The sequence below is a fragment of the Devosia aurantiaca genome (assembly GCF_011058215.1).
GTDB classification, from domain to species: domain Bacteria; phylum Pseudomonadota; class Alphaproteobacteria; order Rhizobiales; family Devosiaceae; genus Devosia; species Devosia aurantiaca.
Genome location: NZ_JAALFG010000001.1, coordinates 1,344,615 through 1,361,550 on the forward strand (window position 1 = coordinate 1,344,615; position 16,936 = coordinate 1,361,550).

Below are 16,936 nucleotides of genomic sequence, written 5' to 3' on the forward strand. Positions count from 1 at the left end.
GGTTGAACACTGGATCCTGCGAGCTTTGCCCCACCCCACCCAGCTTCGCTAGGCCCGAGGCCAAGCTGCGCTACCCTCCCCCTCTAGGGGAGGGAGAAACCTCGGCTCTCGTTCACGCGCCCTCCGCCAAATGCCGCCGCACCACGGCCAGAAATTCATCGCCATAGCGGTCGAGCTTGCCCTGCCCTACGCCGGGCAGGTTCAGCATGTCATGGGGATGTGTGGGTTCTGCCAGAGCCATGGCGCGCAGGGTTGCGTCGTGGAAGATTACATAGGGCGGCACGCCCTGTGTCTTGGCGATCCGGGTGCGTTCGCCGCGCAGCGCTTCGAACAAGGGGCGCGCATGCTCGGGCACGACGACGGCGTTGGCGAGCGACCGCCGCACCTCGACGCTTTTTTCGGCCGATCCTTGCGCAAGGTGACCAGCCGCTCGCGCTTGAACACCGCCCGGGCATCCGCACCCAGGGTAAGGGCGCCGTGATTGGCATGATCGACGACGACCAGCCCCATGGCCGTGATCTGCCGGACGACCGATTGCCAGGCTTTTGCATCGAGCTCACGGCCCTGGCCAAAGACCGGCTGGTTCTGGTGCCCGAAGCGGGTGACCTTTTCGGTTTCCTTGCCGACCAGGACATCGATCACATGCGCCGCGCCAAAACGCTGGCCGGTCCGGTAGATCGCGGCGAGGGCCTTGATGGCTGCTTCCGTACCGTCCCACGACTCGACGGGCGAGCGGCAGGTGTCGCAGTTGCCGCAAGCCCCGGCATGGGCCTCGCCGAAATGGCTGAGGATTGCTTGGCGTCGGCAGGAGGCGGTTTCGCAGACGCCGAGCAGCGCATTGAGCTTGCCGTGCTCAAGGCGCTTGACCTCATCAGGCGCATTGCCCTCGTCGATCATGCGGCGCCGTTGCACCACATCGGCCATGCCATAGCTCATCCAGGCATCCGACGGCAGCCCGTCGCGGCCGGCGCGGCCGGTCTCCTGGTAATAGCTTTCGATCGAGGCTGGCAGGTCCATATGGGCGACATAGCGTACGTCCGGCTTGTCGATGCCCATGCCGAAGGCCACGGTCGCCACCATGCAGATATTGTCGTCCTTGAGAAAGGCGTCCTGATTGGCGCTGCGGACGTGAGCGGGAAGGCCGGCATGGTAGGGGAGGGCGGGAATGCCCTTAGCCGAAAGCCACTCGGCCGTGTCCTCGACCTTGGCGCGCGAGAGGCAATAAACGATGCCACTTTCGCCCTTGTGGCCGGAAAGGAAGTCGAGCAGCTGCTCGCGTGGCTTGTCGCGCTCGACGATGGAATAGGAAATGTTGGGTCGGTCGAAACTGGTGGTGAAGACCTTGGCCTGTTCGAGCCCCAGCCGCTCGATGATGTCTTCGCGCGTGGTGGGATCAGCCGTCGCGGTCAGCGCAATTCGCGGCACACCGGGAAAGAGCTCGACCAGGTGGATCAGCTCGCGATATTCGGGCCGGAAATCGTGCCCCCATTGCGACACGCAATGGGCCTCGTCGATGGCGAATAGCGAAATGTCAGCTCCCGACAGCATATTGGCAAAGCCTGGCGTCGCGACCCGCTCGGGCGCGACATAAAGAAGATCGAGCTCGCCGCGCCGCAACTTGCCGCGCACTTCGGCCGACTCTTCTTGAGACAGCGAGGAGTTGAGCGCCGCCGCGGCGACGCCGGCTTGTTTCAGCGCCTCGACCTGGTCCCGCATCAAGGCAATCAGCGGCGAAACGACGATGCCGACGCCGCGCCGGCAGATAGCCGGGATCTGATAGCACATCGATTTGCCGGCGCCGGTCGGAAACAGCACCACGGCATCGCCGCCACCGGCGACATGGTCGATCACCTCGTGCTGCTGGCCGCGGAATTCCTTGTGACCAAAGATGTCGCGCAACACGGCAAGCGGCGTCGGCCGTTCCTGACGGCGGGGCGAAAACAGATCGTAAGACTCAATGGCTTCCACGCCGTCTTTGAATCACGCAGACGCGGGAGTAGCAACCGCCTGGGCGATCACAGGCCCTTGCTGTCCACCGGCCTGACTTGGTTTTGCAGATATGCCTCGATCTTGTGCGTTACGAGATGCTTGAAGCGATCCTTCTCGCTTTCCGATTGGCTCAGCATTTCCTTGACGCGCCAGAACTCCATGGCGCCGAAATTGGCTACATGCGGGCGCACATAGATGTCGGGCGGATAGGCGGCCATCATATGGGCGGTGAGCGAATGCATCATGATCGCGGCCGAACCGAACCAGAGGTCGAGCGCCTTGTGATCGGTCCGGTTCAGCCCAACCGACGGATCGCCTACGACGTCGATGCCGATCAGAAAATCGGTGTCGATGTCGGCCTGGTCGAGCGGCAGCGGATTGACCACGCCACCATCAACGAGCACGTGGTTCTTGTGCACGACGGGCTTGAAGAGGCTTGGGATGGCGATCGATCCGGCGATTGCAGGCCGCAACAGGCCGGAGTTGAACACCACCTGGTGCCAGCTCTGGAAATCCGTCGCCACCACGTGGAGCGGGATCTTGAGATCGCGAAATTCCTTGGGAAAGCTCGGCGGCGTAAAAGCGTCGACGATCTGGGTGGCGTCGAGCTGCATGGGAATGCCGTTTTTGAGGAGGCCCCCAAGCCGCATATGCGAAGCCCAGAGCCTACCGGCGATGGTGCGCAGGGTGCCCAGCACTTCGAAACTATATTCGCGCAACTCCTTGCCGGTCATGCCCGAAGCCCAACCGGCGCCGATCAGCGAGCCGATCGAGGTGCCGGAAATCACCGATGGCTTAAGCCCCAGCTCGTCCATGGCTTCGATATAGGGAATGTGCGTCAGGCCCCGCGCCGAGCCGCCGCCCAGGGCGACACCGATCCGCGGTCCACCATTCGCGCTCATGCTGTTTCGCTCCACGCCCTTCATCCGCATCCGCTCGGCCAAAGCCTTGCCGCGCAACTGCAGCGGCGTCAAAGGGCGTTGCGGCGGGGTCTGGTCAAAGACGGTGCGAAGCGAGCGTAGCGGAGGGAGATTGAAGAATGGTTCAGGCTTCTTCGCGGGCGCGCTCCCGCCAGCCGATGTCTCGGCGGCAAAAGCCTTCTGGCCAAACAATCTTGTCCACGCCTGCGTAAGCACGCTGTTGTGCCTCGGAAACCGAACCCCTAAGGCGGTGACGTTGAGCACGCGCCCGCCATTGGCAATCAAACGGTTTCCATCACGCTTTGTTCCGGCGTGAAACACTGTCAGCGTCTCGTCATCTAACTGATCTGGCAACACAATTTCGCTGCCCTTGTTGTAGTCGCCGGGGTAGCCCTTGGTGGCCATAACCACGGTCAAGGCGAAGGCGTCTTTCCACCGGACGTCGTGCCCCTCGAGCGTACCTGTTGCCACGGCGTGAAGCAGCGGCACGACGTCGCTTTCCATCCGCATCATCATCACCTGGCATTCCGGATCGCCGAAGCGGGCATTGTATTCGACGAGCTTTGGCCCCTCGTCGGTCAGCATCAGGCCGGCAAAGAGCACGCCCTGGAACGGCGTCCCGCGCTTGGCCATGCCGCGCACCGTCGGCTCGATAATGCGCGCCATCGTCTCGTCGAACTCGGTGCGGCGCATCACCGGCGCCGGCGAATAGGCACCCATGCCGCCGGTGTTTGGCCCCACATCGCCATCGAAGGCGCGCTTGTGATCCTGTGCCGTGGTCAGCGGCAGAATGGTCTCGCCATCGCAAAGCACGAAAAGCGAAACTTCCTCGCCCTCCATGAACTCCTCGATGACGACGGCTGCGCCGGACGTGCCAAACGCGCCCGAAAAGCAGTCGATCACGGCTTCCTCGGCTTCCTCGACGCTCATGGCCACGGTGACACCTTTGCCTGCAGCAAGGCCGTCGGCCTTGATGACTATCGGCGCGCCCTCGGCATAGATATAGGCCAGCGCCGACGCCTCATCCTCGAACCGGCGATAGCGTGCCGTCGGGATATCGTATTCGTCGCAAAGGGCCTTGGTGAAACTCTTGGAGCCTTCAAGCTGCCCTGCTGCGGCGCTTGGGCAGAAACACTCGATCCCCGCCGCCCGCACGGCGTCGCCGAGCCCGGCAACGACTTGGGCATCAGGCCCGACGACGACGAAATCCACGTCATTGTCTCGCGCCGCGGCGATCACCGCCTGATGATCGTTGATGTCGACGGACAGATTGGTAGCGACCTTTTCGGTTCCGCCATTTCCCGGCGCGACGAACAAGGCCTCGACCAGCGGCGACTGCGCGATCTTCCAGGCCAGGGCATGCTCGCGCCCACCAGAACCGATGATCAAAACGCGCATGCCAACCTCCCGAGCTTTGTCTTGCCTGATGCACCACGAAAGCCGGTGAGGCAAGCCTAGCTTGCCGATGCCCTGCAAACGCCCGCCCACATAGGGGCTTGCAGCCGCGACATTACAAAGTGGTAGGCCTAAATTTCACCCTCTTCGCCCCGCAAGCCTTGCCCACGCCGCGCAAGGAGATGCCGCCGATGGACTGGAGCCTTTTTGGCCTCGTGCCGATGCTGTTCGGGATGGCCCCGGCGGACTCACCGCGCGCTTTGCTGGATGCGATCTACCAGCCGCTGCAAAGCGGCGAGGTGGTCAATCTCGAGGAGCATTACTCAGACCATCTCCAAGCCTTGATCGCCAACAATCTCGAGCTCAACGCGGTCGACGTCACGGGCGCGGCCATCGATCCAGAGGCGCCGGGAATCGTGGAGTTCAACCCCTTCCTCAATGGCACCGATGCCAGCCTCGTCAATCTCTCCGTGACGGAGCCGGTGGTGCAGGGGCAGAGCGCCGTGGCGCTGGTCAGTTTCGATACGGCCAGCGTGCCGACTACGCTCAGCATTTCGATGATCAATGACGGCGCCTGGAAGATCGACGACGTCGCCTCAGTGGGCGCGGGTGAGAAGTGGCTTTATTCCTGGCTGCTGCAATACGATCCCTACAACCAGCAGTAGCTACATCTCCGCTTCGCGGAAGACCGGCGTCACGTCGCCTGCCCAAGACCCGTTGAACTTTTCGAGCCAGCGCTCGGCCGGGGTCTTGCCGCTGCGGATCGTCTCCTCCAGCGGCTTCATGTAGATCGACTCGTCGCGCCCCTGCGCATCGAGCCGGTTGCGGCGGACGAGGCCGGCTTCGGAAATGCCGACCGCCTGCGCGGCCACGTCGAAAATCGTGGAGCGGTCGAACGGCGTCGCCAGTCCCTGCCGCGGCACTTCGCGGCGCAGGTAGTCGCGCTCTTCGTCGGTCCAGTCCTTGACCAGCTCCCACGCCGCTTCGAGAGAGATTTCGTCGTAGAGAAGCCCGGTCCAGAAGGCCGAGAGCGCCATGACATGATCGTGATCGCCCATGTCAGCGCCGCGCATTTCAAGAAACTGCTTGAGCCGCACTTCCGGGAACAGGGTCGAAAGGTGATCTTCCCAGTCCTTGATCGTGGGCTTGTCGCCCGGCAACTGCGGCAACTTACCATCGAGGAAATGGCGGAAGCTCTCGCCCGCGACGTTCACATATCTGCCGTCGCGGATAACGAAATACATCGGCACGTCGAGCGCATAATCGGCATATTGCTCAAAGCCGAAGCCGCTCTCGAAAGCAAAGGGCAGCATGCCGGTGCGATCGGCATCGGTATTGCGCCAGATTTCACTGCGGAAACTCAAAAAGCCACTGTCGCGCCCGTCAACAAAGGGCGAATTGGCGAAGAGAGCCGTGGCGATTGGCTGCAGCGCCACAGATACGCGCAGCTTCTTGACCATGTCGGCTTCGTCGGAAAAGTCGAGATTGGTCTGCACCGTGCAGGACCGATACATCATCGATGTGCCGAGCGTACCCGTCTCTCCCATGTATTTCGTCATGATCGCATAGCGCGACTTGGGCATGGCTTCTATCTGCTCCACCGACCAGAGCGGTGTCACACCAAGTCCCAGAAAATGGATATCGAGCGGCTCGGCGACTTTCTTGACCACGCGCAAATGTTCGTCGAGCTCTGCGGCCGTGCCATGGAGGTCGTCCATCGGCGCGCCGGAGAGCTCGAACTGCCCACCGGGCTCGAGCGAGATGCCGCCCGCAACTTCATTGTTGCGCAGCCCGATCGGGTTCTCACCATCGTAAAACGGCACCCAGCCGGTTTTGCGCTCGACGCCATCGAGCAGCGCACGAATGCCCTGCGGTCCCTCATAGGCGACGGGGCGCAGCGGATTGGTGTGGAACACGTGCTTTTCGTGCTCGGTGCCGATGCGCCACTGGTCGGCCGGCTTGCTGCCGCGCTCCATCGCCTCGATCAGGTCGGCCCGCGATTCGATTGGGGGCGAAAAGGTGTCGGCGCCGGCCATGGGGCCCTCTTGGTTCAGGCTTCGAAAAACTTGGCGCGAAAATAGCGAGGGCGGGCCGGAAAGCAATCGCCTTTATCGCCAGTCGCCGATGGTGGCTTGAATCACCGCCAATGCAGCAACGGCCGCCGTATCGGCGCGCAAAATTCGCGGTCCGAGACTGGTCGGCACAACGAAGGGCAAGGCACGAAGTTTCGCGCGCTCCGCGTCCGAAAATCCACCCTCCGGGCCGACCAGCAGGCCGACTGGACTTCCCCGCAGCTTTTCCAGCGTCGCAATCGGCGATGCCGAAACCTCGCTTTCGTCGGCAAAGATCAGCTTGCGCGCCGGGTCCCAGCCATCCAGCAACCGCTCGAGCGTCACTTCCGGGGCAATCGTCGGCACGCTCAACACCTCGCACTGCTCTGCTGCCTCGATGGCATTGGCCGAAAGTCGCTCGGTTTTCAGCCGATGCACCTGGGTAAACTGCGTCATCACCGGCTGGATGGTGCCCGCGCCCATTTCCACCGCTTTCTGGATAACATAATCGAGCCGCTCGTTCTTGAGCGGCGCAAAGCCGTACCAAAGGTCCGATGGCGGCGTTTGGGCGGCGATCTGCTCGATCGTTTCTAACGTCACCGACTTCTTGGCATCGCTCGTCAGCCGGCAGAGCCAGGCCCCATCGCGGCCGTTGAACAACACCACCTCGTCGCCAACGCTTTTGCGCAGCACTGCCGCGAGGTAGAGCGATTGCTCCTTTTCAAGCGTCAGCGCGGCGCCGGCAGAAAGATCGGGCTGCACATAAAGGCGGGGCAGGGTGGCGTGGGAGCGGGGCATCTTCTTCCGTGGCAAACTGCCACGACCTCGTGGTTCGACAGGCTCACCATGAGGTCTACTGTGTCTGCCGCGATTAGAGTAGACGTGACTCTGATGTTTCGTGAGACTTCATCCTGAGCTTGTCGAAGGACGAGGTCGCTTGCACCAGAGCAACCATGCCCGAGCAATCCACCACCGTCGCCGACGCACAGCCCACCAACTGGCTCGATCGCTACGCCCCCGAACGTGTCAAACCCTATGGGCGCCTCGCCCGGTGGGATCGGCCGATCGGTTTCTGGCTCCTGTTCTGGCCCTGCGCCTGGGGCATCGGCCTTGCGGTCGTTGCCGCTCCGGACCTGGGATTTGGCTGGTGGGCGGCGATCCTGATGTTTTTCGGTGCGGTGTTGATGCGCGGCGCCGGCTGCACCTTTAACGACATCGTCGATCGCGACATCGATATGCAAGTCGCCCGTACCCGCTCGCGGCCGATCCCATCCGGCCAGGTCACCACCATGGAGGCGCTCTACTTCCTCGTGGCGCAGGCGCTTCTCGCCTCCGCCATTCTGTTCCAGTTCAACCGCTTCACCGTTTACGCCTCTATCGCCTCGCTGGTGCTGGTCGCGATCTACCCCTTCATGAAGCGCGTCACCTGGTGGCCGCAGCTATTTTTGGGCCTTGCCTTCTCCTTCGGCGCCCTGGTTGGCTGGTCGAGCCAGACCGGCGGCCTCGGCTGGGCGCCGGTGCTGCTATACGCCGGCACCATCCTCTGGGTCATCGGCTACGACACCATCTATGCCCTTCAGGATGTCGAGGACGATGCCCTGGTCGGCGTCAAATCCACGGCGCGCCTGTTCGGCGCCAATGTCCGTCCCGCTGTCGCCGTGCTCTATGCCGGGGCGTTTCTCCTGTGGAACATCGCCGTGCTCATGGCCGGCGGTGGCCTCGTGTTCGCAACCCTCTCGCTGGTCTCAGCCGGACTGCTTGCCTGGCAGTTGTGGACGCTAGACGCGGCAGCTCCCGGCAATCCGCTGCTGCGGTTCAAGAACAACCATTATGTCGGTGTCGCGCTGACGCTGGCGCTGCTGGCGGAGTGGGTTTGGTAAGGCAGACCCCACCCAACCTCCCCGGAAGACGGGGCAGGAGTTCGACCGGTGGTTTAGCCACAATGGTACTCCTCCCCTTCTGCAGGGGGAGGCGGGGTGGGGGTTGCATCCCACCAAAGCCAAAAGGGCCGACCGCACCACCGGTCGACCCCTTCAACTTGCTTTGGAGGCAGGAGAAACTCAGTTGCTGTCAGCCTGGCCGGGCTGGCGGCGGTTGAGGAAGCGCGGGCGGCGGGCAGCTTCGGCGGCGAGCTTGCGGCGTGGCGCGGGCTGGCCGACCATGACGCCATCGACCTGCTGCGAATAGGGCAGGTAGGAGCCGTCGCCGGCCTTGATGAAGAGCGGCAGGCGCAGCTTCTTGCCCCAGTTCTGCCATTCGGCGACGACGTTGTGGTTGCCCTCTTCTTCGAAGACCTTGTAGTTGAGCTCGAAGTCGGAATGCACCAGCTCGATCGCGCTTGTAAGAACGCCTTCTTCCGAAATGCTGGTCGCCACGGCGACACCGATGAACTCGGTCACCGGCACCTTGATCTTGATGGCCACGCCGCTCTGTTCGAGGTGCTTGCGCACCGTTACGGTCTTGACCGGATCCTTGGGGCCGTTGTCGTTGGCAGCTACAAACCGGCGCTCAGCCAAAGCCGAGCGGCCAAACGCCAGCACCACCGACGATCCTTCCATCGCAACGCCATGCATCATTTCCAAAGCCTTCCTGTAACTTCGAGAGCGTCTTTTTTGCTCTTCGTTTGTGTGGCCAATCTACCCCGCCCCTTACCTGCCGCCTTAATCGGCTCGGTTAAATTTATGTTGTTTTCCCGGAGGGTTAGCGGTGTGTTGCACCTAGTCATAGGCTCTTAACCGCGTCGCTTGCAGGCCCGTTTACCGTGCTGTTACCGCCGGTGGGTGCGCGCTCCCTTGCCCAAGCCCGGCGCCCGGCCTAAAAGGCCCGGCAATATGCCGGCTTTTGCTCCCCCTATGCTGAAGATCTCGAACTGCTCCGCTCCTCGGCGGTCGCGGCGGGCATCATCGCCTCGGGCTTTTTCGCCAGCCGGTAAAGTCCTGGTCCAAGGAAAATGACTCGCCCGTGAGCGAGGCAGATATTCTTGTTGACCGTTTCCTCGCGGCAAATCTCCTCAAGGCTCGACCACATTACGGCTGGCTCAGCGAAGAAACCGCCGATAATCCCAGCCGCCTCGATTGCGAACGGGTCTTCGTCGTCGATCCGATCGACGGCACGCGGGCATTTTTGCGCGGCGAGGATTACTGGACGGTCTCGCTCGCCGTGGTGGAGAATGGCGTCGCCGTCGCCGGTGTCGTCTACGCCCCGGCGCGCAACGAGTTCTATGAAGCCTTCAAGGGCGGTGGCGCGAAATATAATGGCGCGCCCATGGTGCGCTCGCGGCGCGCAGGCGCGTCGCCGCTCATCCCTGCGCCCGGGGCTGTGCATCAGGAAATGCAGGCTGCCGGGCTCGATTACGAGCGCGGTCCTGCCTATGGTTCCTTGGCTTACCGCATGGTGCAGGTGGCGACCGGCCGGCTCGATGCCGCCGTCGCTCGCCGCGGCGCGCAGGATTGGGATATCGCCGGCGCCGCCGTGATCCTGAGTGAATGCGGGCTCGACTTTGCCGATGTCTGCGTCGGGTTCCCACAATTCAACAAACGAGATGTGCGTCACGGGGCGCTTGCCGCCATCAGCGACATGAGCCTAAAACCCACCGTCCACGCAGCCTTGCTCAAGGTTTACGGCTGCCCGGGCGACGTCAGTGACCAATCCAGATCGAACGGATGAAACATGGCTGAACCAGAAAAACAGCTTCTCCACCTCGTCATCGGCGGCGAGCTTTCAGGTCTCGACGGCGTCACCTTTGCCGATCTCGACCAGGTCGATATCGTCGGCGTCTACCCCAATTATGCTTCGGCCTATGCCGTGTGGCGCCAAAAGGCGCAGCAAACGGTGGACAGCGCCCAGACGCGCTATTTCATTGTCCACCTGCACCGCCTGCTGAACCCCGAAACGCCGGGAGCTTAGAGCCCTTTCATTCTGTGACACCTCATAGTGAGCCTGTCGAACCACGAGGTCGGGTAAGCCAGATCGTGCCACGACCTCGTCCTTCGCCAGCTCAGGATGAGGTCTACTGGGAGATGTCAGCCTTTAGAACCGGCTCGGAAGGGGGTGAACGACGTCTCAGCCCAGCGCAAGCGCTTCGAACACCGCCTTCATCGCCCCCGGACCACCGATCCGCTCACGGCCGATAGCGCCCAGTCGCGCTCGCTCGTCGCCATCGCGCAAGAGCCTGGTGAGGGCCGAGCCGACGGCATCGGTTTCCGCATCGACCACGATACGCGCCGCGCCAAAGAGGTTTTGCTCGTCCTCGAAACGGGAGCGGCGATCGCGCGGGTTGATGAAGGTGATGACCGGCTTGCCGAGGCCCAGCGACTGGATGCTCGCCGTGCCGGCCTGGCTCAGCACCACGTCCGAGGCATCGAGCAGATTGCCCATCGCCCGGCCGCGCGCCATGTGGACGGTGATGGTGCTATCGCTGAGTATGCCGAGATCGTCCGGATCGCTGCTGAGCATGGCTTCCCGTTGCAAGCCGGCGGCCTTTGCCAGCTCGTCCACCTTGACGCTTCCCGCGACCGCCAGGAAGACATCCGGCCGCAGTTCTTCCGGCACGGTCCGCAGCGCCGCAATCTGGAGCGCAAAGCTTTCCCCGGTCAGGGCGCGGCTGCCCGGCAATAGCGTGACCCCTGAAGCCCGGCGCCGCCGCGACGCGGCATCGAACTGCCCGCGCGGGATCGTATCCATCATCAGATTGCCCGGCGCCCGTGCATCGACGCCGTCCTGTCGCAAGAGCGCGGCAAGGCTTTCGGCGCGGCAGAAGACGAGGTCGCAGGTCCGGCGGATTGCCCAGCGCTCCAGCCCGGAATAGAGCCGCGCCGCGCCAGTCTTGTAGACATCGAGATAAAGCAACCTGCGATTGCCGGTAAGAAGGCAGGCCAGAACGCCTACCATGTCACCGATAACGATCAGCCGGTCGTAACGACCACGGATCGAGCGCAGGAACTGGAGGGCAGGGGGCACGGTGGCTAGGCCGCCATTGACCACGTCGCGCCGCAGCGAGCCTTTGACATTGCGCCAGCCCTCCGAAGCCAGCGTCGCGCGGGGACCGACGACGCGGCAGATGCCGTCATAGGCCTTGCCGCTGCCGATCATCGGATAAGCTTCCACCGAAACGGTCGGCGGCATCTGGGCGATCAGCTGTGCGGCGATCGCATCTTCGCCGTGGCCGTTGGAGATACTGAGGAAGCGCTGACGTGTCGCTGCCTCGTTCATCCCTACTTGCCCCGCCCGAAGCGCTCAAAGGCCAGGTTTGCGCTGACGGCGTCGGCATAGGCTTCCTGGCGGTCGACGCTCCAGTAGAAGAGTTCGTCGAGTGGGATCGGTTTGCCGGAAATGGCGCAACGCACGAAGGGGCCGGGCTTGAGCACGACATAATCGCCATCGAGATAGCGCAAGCTGGCTTCGGCGGGCGCAAAGCCCTTGTCGAAAATGTTCATGCCCATCTCCCTGGCGACTGACCCGATATAGTCCAAGCGGGCTCAGCTCAAAAGAGGCTATCCTGCACATCGCTGTCGGCTATCGGTTTTGCGCTTTTGCGCCGCGCCGGCGCGCCATTGACGGTGGCGTCCACCTCGCCCTCGGCCAGCATGATGTGGATCGCGTCGCCCGGCTTGAGCTGGCTGGCACTGCTGACCAAAACGCCTTCGCCGTCCTGGACGATCGCATAGCCACGCGCCAGGACATTGCGATAGCTTAGTGTCTCCATGAGCTTGGCCAACTGCTCGAGCCTCTGCATCCGTCCCGCCGTGATCACGGGCCCCGATCGCAAATAGCGGTCTATCACCGGCGCCAGTTCGCTGCGGGCCTGCCGCAACTCGGCCACAAGCGGTCCCTTGTTGAGCCGCGGCGCGATCCGGTGCAACGCGCTCTGCTTGCGCTCCAAGGACGTGCCCACGGCCTGCGGCAGTTTCTTCGAGCACGGATCAAAGGTCAGCCGCGCCCGCTCGACAGTGGTCTTAAGTCCGCGCTCACCCTGGCTGCCCAAGGTTTTCAGCCGCTCCGAAAGCTCCTTGTGACGCTGCCGCATGAGACGAGGTTCGAGCCTTGCCGAAACCTTGGTGAGGGTTTGGGAGCGGAGTTGCACGGAATGTCGTAGCGCGGTCGAGAGATGGCTCGAAAAGTAATCGAGGCTTTGCCTCTGCGTTGCGACCAGGTCCGTCGCCCGCGGCAGCCCAGCAGATGCCGCGCGCAAGCGATCCTTGAGACTCGACAGCGCCCGTCGCGCCGCCTGCCGCTGCCGCCCACCCTGATCCTCGACATAGGCGATCAGCTCCGCCCGAACCGGCACTGCCGCTTCCGCCGCGGCGGTTGGCGTTGGCGCGCGCATGTCGGAGGCATAATCGACCAGCGTCGTATCGGTCTCGTGGCCCACCGCCGAGATCACCGGAATGCCCGACCCGGCCACGGCGCGAACCACGGCTTCCTCGTTGAACCCCCAAAGATCCTCGATCGAGCCGCCGCCGCGCGCCACAATAAGAAGGTCCGGCCGCGGAATGCGCCCGCCCGGCAGCATGGCGTTGAAACCCTCAATGGCATTGACCACTTCGGGCGCACAGGTTTCCCCCTGCACCCGCACCGGCCAAAGGAGCACATGGCTCGGGAACCGATCGTCCAGCCGATGGAGGATATCGCGGATCACCGCCCCGGTGGGCGAGGTGATCACCCCGATGACCCGCGGCAGATAGGGGAGGGCGCGCTTGCGCTCCTTGGCGAAAAGACCCTCCGAAAGCAGCTTCTTGCGCCGCTCCTCGAGCAGCGCCATCAGCGCCCCGGCACCGGCCGGCTCGATATTGTCGATAACGATCTGGTATTTGCTGGAACGCGGAAAGGTCGTCAGCCGCCCCGTGGCAATGACTTCGAGCCCTTCCTGTGGCTTGAAGCTCAGCCGGGCATAGCTGCCCTTCCACACCACGGCGTCCATCGCCGCCGCATCGTCCTTGAGCGTGAAATAGCAGTGGCCCGACGAGTGCTGCCCGCGAAACCCGGAAATTTCGCCACGCACCCGCACATGGCCGAACTCGTCCTCCACGGTGCGCTTCACCGCCTGGGCAATCTCGGAAACGGTAAATTCTGTGGCGTTGGTCAGGACCTGGGACATGCTTCCGTCGTGCGCCAAACCGGGAGTCGGGTCAAGTTACTCCGCCGCCGCAGCCTGGCTTTGCGGTTCGAGATTGCCCATCGACTGCACGATATGGGTCGCGAGGGCATCGTAGATGCCGCCATAGGCATGGCTGCCGCGCATAAGGGCAATCTGCGCATCGGCGAGCCGCGGCAGCTTGTGCTCTTCCGCCACCACGCGCATTCCCGGCTGCAGCGCGCTTTCCGGCAAAAAGCCGATGGCAAGGTCGGAAAGCACCGCCGAGCTGATCGCGGTGGCGTTTGAGGATGTATAGGCGATCCGGTAGTCGAGGCTCGATCGCTCCAGCGCATCCATGGCGTCCTTGCGCCAGATGCAGCATTGCGGCCCGCAGGCAATGGCCAGCGGCTCATTGGCCAGCGCCCGCCCGCCATGGCTCGCGACCCAGAACATGCGTTCGGTGCGGAACAGCTCGCCAAAGTTCTGGTCCGTCCCCTGGGTGAAGACAATAAGGTCGTAGCGCCCCACTTTCATGCCTTCCAGCAATTGCTCGGACGGCATGCAGGTCACGTCCACGGCAATGCGCGGATGCGTGCGCTGGAAGCTCGAAAGGATCACCGGCAGGAGCCGCACCGCATAATCGTCCGGCACGCCGAAGCGGATCGACCCGGCGAGATCGCCATCGTTGAAATGGTCGAGGATCTCGGCATTGGTGCGCAGCATCTTGCGGGCGCGTTCGTACAGCACTTCGCCATGATGCGTGAGCGTCACCGTTCGCCCCTCGCGCGACAAGAGCGGATGGCCGAGCCGTTCCTCGAGCCGCTTGATCTGCATCGAGACCGCCGACTGCGTCTTGTTGACCCGGCGCGCAGCTTCGGTGAAGCTGCCGCAATCGGCAATGGCGCAAAAACTCTGCAGCTGGTCGAGGTCGAGCGGGGCGGTCATCATTCATCACCCGAATTGATCACGAACATGATATCTATTTGTTAGACGAATAGAAGTCTAGCGCGTTATCTCGCCAGCATCGGTGCAACAGCGCACCGCGCCGCCGGCCTCCCCGGCGTCATCCAAGATTTGGAGTTCTCGAAATGGCTCTCTCGCTTCCCGGCGAGCGGTCAGTTGCGGCCGCCTCGCCAGCCAACATTTTGCGCATGATCCCTGCCTGGTTCGCCAGGCAGAAGGCCGCGCGCGCCCGCCGCCTCGCCTTGCAGCGCTTGCTCGACATGGACCCCGCCCAGCTCCGCGACCTCGGCATCAGCCGCAGCGATATCGCCGACGCCATGCAGGTCGGCAACGGCCGCACCCTGCCATGGTGCTGAACGCCGCGCGCACCCGCAGCGCCCGGTTCTGACGCTTTCGCGGCCGAGAAGGTCGCGCACCCTGTTGGTACGGACATTACGAGTGCTCGTGCCATCTCCGGGCCGGTTTTGCCGCCGGCCTTGTTTCCTGAAGACTTGCCGGACCGTGCCCGCACGCGTCCGGCTTTTTTTTCGATGCTTAGGAGAAGCGGACGCCCAGTTCCGTTTCGGTCCGCCACGCCACTTCGCAGGCAAAGCTGCGGCCATCGTCAAGCGCCAGCGAAAAGCGCTCGGGAATGCCGATCACGCTGGGCACGAGGAGCTTGGCCCCGGTCTCGGACATATTGCGGATCGTGCAGTTGAAGGTGGAAAAGCCGTCATTGACGACGATTTTGCCGCCCTTAAGCGTGCGGTGCCGCTGGCTGCTGCGCGTATCCTCGTTCATCACGGCAGCGCGGCGAAGCCTTCGGAGAACCCTTCGAGCGACACGGGAATGCCGACGCCTTCCTCGGGCGTCTTGAACACGACAAAGATCGCGCTTTCGCCCTCGGACAAGACGCCGATGATCTCGTCATCGAGTTCGACCTCGGCGATGCAGCCATTGGGCAGACAGCGCACAAAGGCGACACGGCCCATATCCGTGCCGTCGACGTTAAGGCCAAGCCCGTTTGGCAACAGCACGCCGAGCGGGGCGAGGACGCGCAAAAGCCGCGCCTCGCGGTCAGCGGTGCGCAGGACGATCACCGAGAGGCCGACATTGGGCTGATCTTCGGCCAGAACGTTCTGGATAATGGCGCATTGTTCCGAGCTCGCGCCGGGCGGCGTATCGCAGCTCATCTGCCAGTCGCCGTATTCGGCGCGGACCGTGCCCTGCGCCATGGCGGGAGCCGCCGCAAGCATTGTCACCATCGCGCCGAGCGTAGAAAGCCGCTTTGCCCAGATCATCACTTCTATCAATTCTCCTGCGAATCGGCGCGCCGCTTCATAGCCCGGTTTGTTTCAGGCAAGGGACGGAGGCTGTCAACCAAAGCCCGGTTTCCCGCACCTTCTGAGCAGAAACTGCGGCGTCCTTGAGGCGGTCAAAACCCGCTCGGGTCGCAATTTGCCGCAGCCAACCCCGCCATGGCCGCAATAGACTTGGCTCCGCCGATGTGATTTAGCTCAACCAGAGTTTTACGCTCCGAAGTTGAGTCGGAGCGGCGTTTCCCTATGCCGCTTTTTTGACCCTCTTTGGTGCACGCCGCCAGAACATGCTGATAGGGGGTATATGGTGACCGGGCAGTTCTTGAAGAATATGGGTGCCTTTTCGGCGGCCGCAATGGCGCTGATGCCGGCACTTGCCGGTGCCCAGGAAATCGGTCGGGGTCATCCCGCTCCGGGCCAGATCCACATGCAGGAGTCGGTGACCCCGATCATGGACTCCATCGTGGCTTTCCACGATGGCCCGCTGATGTGGACGATCTCGCTGATCGTGCTGCTGGTGCTGGTCCTTCTGATCGTGATCATGGTGCGCTTCAACGCCAAGGCCAATCCGGTGCCGGCGCGTTTCACCCACAACACCGCGATCGAAATCATCTGGACGGTCGTGCCGATCCTGGTGCTGGTCGTGATCGCCATCCCCTCCTTCGGCGTTCTCTCCGACCAGCTCACCGTTCCCGATGGCGAGCGCAAGTATCTTGGCGCCAACATCTTCTCGTTTGGCGATGTCGACGTTCCGGCAGCCTCGCTCACCGTCAAGGCTTCGGGCGAGCAGTGGTACTGGAACTACGAATATGTCGACCAGGGCGTTGCCTTCGACAGCAACATCCTCTCGGAAGCCGAAATCGCCGAGCTCAAGCCCGGCCAGCCGCGCCTTCTGGCCGTGAACAACGAGCTGGTCGTTCCGGTAAACACCACCGTGCGCATGCAGGTGACCGCGAGCCCATCGGGCGTGATCCACGCCTTTGCGGTTCCGTCCTTCGGCATCAAGATCGACGCCGTGCCGGGCCGTCTCAATGAAACTTGGTTTAATGCACGCGAAGAGGGCATGTACTACGGTCAGTGCTCGGAACTGTGCGGCAAGGACCATGCCTTCATGCCGATCGGCGTTCGCGTCGTCAGCGCCGAGCAGTTTGAAACCTTCATCACCGCTTTCACTGAAAGCCGTGACTATGCTGCCGCAGCCGCAACGCTGCCGCCGCTGCAATAATAGGGTCAGGGGAACAGCAA

At 63.0% G+C, this 16,936-nt stretch carries 16 protein-coding genes and 2 pseudogenes; 6 read left to right on the plus strand and 12 right to left on the minus strand.

All coding sequences use genetic code 11. The features are described from left to right. Nucleotides 1–112 precede the first annotated feature (112 nt). The 3 genes and pseudogenes from recQ to purD form a co-directional block, all read right to left on the minus strand. Nucleotides 113–1,968 (minus strand): annotated as a pseudogene (gene recQ / locus G5575_RS06880) (DNA helicase RecQ). A 47-nt stretch (nucleotides 1,969–2,015) separates the two neighbouring features. Then, the gene (locus G5575_RS06885) at nucleotides 2,016–2,921 is read right to left on the minus strand and encodes a patatin-like phospholipase family protein (RefSeq protein WP_328765915.1); all 906 of its coding nucleotides are present in this window, start codon (nucleotides 2,919–2,921) and stop codon (nucleotides 2,016–2,018) included. Nucleotides 2,922–3,033: 112 nt separating this feature from the next. Next, nucleotides 3,034–4,307 (minus strand): annotated as a pseudogene (gene purD / locus G5575_RS06890) (phosphoribosylamine--glycine ligase). A 188-nt stretch (nucleotides 4,308–4,495) separates the two neighbouring features. On the opposite strand from purD, the gene G5575_RS06895 reads away from it, so the two are divergent. Continuing rightward, complete coding sequence (locus G5575_RS06895) at nucleotides 4,496–4,969, plus strand: hypothetical protein (RefSeq protein WP_164533606.1); 474 nt, start codon at nucleotides 4,496–4,498, stop codon at nucleotides 4,967–4,969. Here the strand turns inward: G5575_RS06895 and G5575_RS06900 are convergent, their stop codons facing one another. Next, complete coding sequence (locus G5575_RS06900; protein ID WP_164533607.1) at nucleotides 4,970–6,340, minus strand: glutamate--cysteine ligase; 1,371 nt, start codon at nucleotides 6,338–6,340, stop codon at nucleotides 4,970–4,972. A 72-nt stretch (nucleotides 6,341–6,412) separates the two neighbouring features. Continuing rightward, nucleotides 6,413–7,153, minus strand: a complete 741-nt coding sequence (locus G5575_RS06905; protein WP_235935645.1) for a 16S rRNA (uracil(1498)-N(3))-methyltransferase — start codon at nucleotides 7,151–7,153, stop codon at nucleotides 6,413–6,415. A 155-nt stretch (nucleotides 7,154–7,308) separates the two neighbouring features. Between G5575_RS06905 and ubiA the strand changes: the two genes are divergently transcribed. Beyond that, nucleotides 7,309–8,235 carry a 4-hydroxybenzoate octaprenyltransferase gene (ubiA, locus tag G5575_RS06910; protein ID WP_164533608.1) on the plus strand — a complete coding sequence of 309 codons (927 nt, stop codon included), beginning with the start codon at nucleotides 7,309–7,311 and terminating at the stop codon, nucleotides 8,233–8,235. Between the two features lie 180 nt (nucleotides 8,236–8,415). Here ubiA and G5575_RS06915 read toward each other — a convergent pair whose 3' ends face one another. Further along, complete coding sequence (locus tag G5575_RS06915; protein WP_164533609.1) at nucleotides 8,416–8,931, minus strand: DUF6101 family protein; 516 nt, start codon at nucleotides 8,929–8,931, stop codon at nucleotides 8,416–8,418. A gap of 385 nt (nucleotides 8,932–9,316) precedes the next feature. Between G5575_RS06915 and G5575_RS06920 the strand changes: the two genes are divergently transcribed. Then, nucleotides 9,317–10,021 (plus strand): inositol monophosphatase family protein, encoded by a 705-nt coding sequence (locus tag G5575_RS06920; protein WP_164533610.1) that lies wholly within the window; start codon nucleotides 9,317–9,319, stop codon nucleotides 10,019–10,021. Nucleotides 10,022–10,024: 3 nt separating this feature from the next. After that, nucleotides 10,025–10,261: a DUF4170 domain-containing protein gene (locus tag G5575_RS06925; RefSeq protein ID WP_164533611.1), complete on the plus strand. Its 237-nt coding sequence runs from the start codon at nucleotides 10,025–10,027 to the stop codon at nucleotides 10,259–10,261. Between the two features lie 156 nt (nucleotides 10,262–10,417). On the opposite strand, the gene G5575_RS06930 is transcribed toward G5575_RS06925, so the two are convergent. From G5575_RS06930 to G5575_RS06945, 4 genes are read right to left on the minus strand one after another with little or no spacing between them, the layout of a single operon-like run. After that, nucleotides 10,418–11,566: a glycosyltransferase family protein gene (locus G5575_RS06930; RefSeq protein ID WP_164533612.1), complete on the minus strand. Its 1,149-nt coding sequence runs from the start codon at nucleotides 11,564–11,566 to the stop codon at nucleotides 10,418–10,420. Between the two features lie 2 nt (nucleotides 11,567–11,568). Beyond that, nucleotides 11,569–11,790 (minus strand): DUF2093 domain-containing protein, encoded by a 222-nt coding sequence (locus G5575_RS06935; protein ID WP_164533613.1) that lies wholly within the window; start codon nucleotides 11,788–11,790, stop codon nucleotides 11,569–11,571. A gap of 47 nt (nucleotides 11,791–11,837) precedes the next feature. After that, on the minus strand, nucleotides 11,838–13,451 hold the full coding sequence (xseA, locus tag G5575_RS06940; protein WP_164533614.1) for an exodeoxyribonuclease VII large subunit: 1,614 nt from the start codon (nucleotides 13,449–13,451) through the stop codon (nucleotides 11,838–11,840). 36 nt (nucleotides 13,452–13,487) lie between these two features. Beyond that, the gene (locus G5575_RS06945; protein WP_164533615.1) at nucleotides 13,488–14,375 is read right to left on the minus strand and encodes a LysR family transcriptional regulator; all 888 of its coding nucleotides are present in this window, start codon (nucleotides 14,373–14,375) and stop codon (nucleotides 13,488–13,490) included. A gap of 143 nt (nucleotides 14,376–14,518) precedes the next feature. On the opposite strand from G5575_RS06945, the gene G5575_RS06950 reads away from it, so the two are divergent. After that, on the plus strand, nucleotides 14,519–14,749 hold the full coding sequence (locus tag G5575_RS06950) for a DUF1127 domain-containing protein (RefSeq protein WP_164533616.1): 231 nt from the start codon (nucleotides 14,519–14,521) through the stop codon (nucleotides 14,747–14,749). A 178-nt stretch (nucleotides 14,750–14,927) separates the two neighbouring features. Here G5575_RS06950 and G5575_RS06955 read toward each other — a convergent pair whose 3' ends face one another. After that, a complete protein-coding gene (locus tag G5575_RS06955) occupies nucleotides 14,928–15,173 on the minus strand; it encodes a PilZ domain-containing protein (protein WP_164533617.1) in 246 nt (81 codons plus the stop codon). After that, the gene (locus G5575_RS06960) at nucleotides 15,173–15,673 is read right to left on the minus strand and encodes an invasion associated locus B family protein (RefSeq protein ID WP_164533772.1); all 501 of its coding nucleotides are present in this window, start codon (nucleotides 15,671–15,673) and stop codon (nucleotides 15,173–15,175) included. Before G5575_RS06960 ends, G5575_RS06955 begins: the two co-directional genes overlap by 1 nt. A 325-nt stretch (nucleotides 15,674–15,998) precedes the next feature. On the opposite strand from G5575_RS06960, the gene coxB reads away from it, so the two are divergent. Beyond that, complete coding sequence (gene coxB, locus G5575_RS06965) at nucleotides 15,999–16,916, plus strand: cytochrome c oxidase subunit II (protein ID WP_456236459.1); 918 nt, start codon at nucleotides 15,999–16,001, stop codon at nucleotides 16,914–16,916. Nucleotides 16,917–16,936 lie beyond the last annotated feature (20 nt).

Excerpts from the sequence above, each read along its gene's own strand:
- G5575_RS06955 (WP_164533617.1), bottom strand. The coding sequence starts at position 15,173 with ATGAACGAGGATACGCGCAGCAGCCAGCGGCACCGCACGCTTAAGGGC.
- ubiA (WP_164533608.1), top strand. The coding sequence starts at position 7,309 with ATGCCCGAGCAATCCACCACCGTCGCCGACGCACAGCCCACCAACTGG.
- G5575_RS06895 (WP_164533606.1), top strand. The coding sequence starts at position 4,496 with ATGGACTGGAGCCTTTTTGGCCTCGTGCCGATGCTGTTCGGGATGGCC.
- G5575_RS06960 (WP_164533772.1), bottom strand. The coding sequence starts at position 15,673 with ATGATCTGGGCAAAGCGGCTTTCTACGCTCGGCGCGATGGTGACAATG.
- G5575_RS06915 (WP_164533609.1), bottom strand. The coding sequence starts at position 8,931 with ATGATGCATGGCGTTGCGATGGAAGGATCGTCGGTGGTGCTGGCGTTT.
- G5575_RS06945 (WP_164533615.1), bottom strand. The coding sequence starts at position 14,375 with ATGACCGCCCCGCTCGACCTCGACCAGCTGCAGAGTTTTTGCGCCATT.
- G5575_RS06930 (WP_164533612.1), bottom strand. The coding sequence starts at position 11,566 with ATGAACGAGGCAGCGACACGTCAGCGCTTCCTCAGTATCTCCAACGGC.
- G5575_RS06935 (WP_164533613.1), bottom strand. The coding sequence starts at position 11,790 with ATGAACATTTTCGACAAGGGCTTTGCGCCCGCCGAAGCCAGCTTGCGC.
- G5575_RS06925 (WP_164533611.1), top strand. The coding sequence starts at position 10,025 with ATGGCTGAACCAGAAAAACAGCTTCTCCACCTCGTCATCGGCGGCGAG.
- G5575_RS06905 (WP_235935645.1), bottom strand. The coding sequence starts at position 7,153 with ATGCCCCGCTCCCACGCCACCCTGCCCCGCCTTTATGTGCAGCCCGAT.
- G5575_RS06885 (WP_328765915.1), bottom strand. The coding sequence starts at position 2,921 with ATGCGGATGAAGGGCGTGGAGCGAAACAGCATGAGCGCGAATGGTGGA.
- G5575_RS06950 (WP_164533616.1), top strand. The coding sequence starts at position 14,519 with ATGGCTCTCTCGCTTCCCGGCGAGCGGTCAGTTGCGGCCGCCTCGCCA.
- xseA (WP_164533614.1), bottom strand. The coding sequence starts at position 13,451 with ATGTCCCAGGTCCTGACCAACGCCACAGAATTTACCGTTTCCGAGATT.
- G5575_RS06900 (WP_164533607.1), bottom strand. The coding sequence starts at position 6,340 with ATGGCCGGCGCCGACACCTTTTCGCCCCCAATCGAATCGCGGGCCGAC.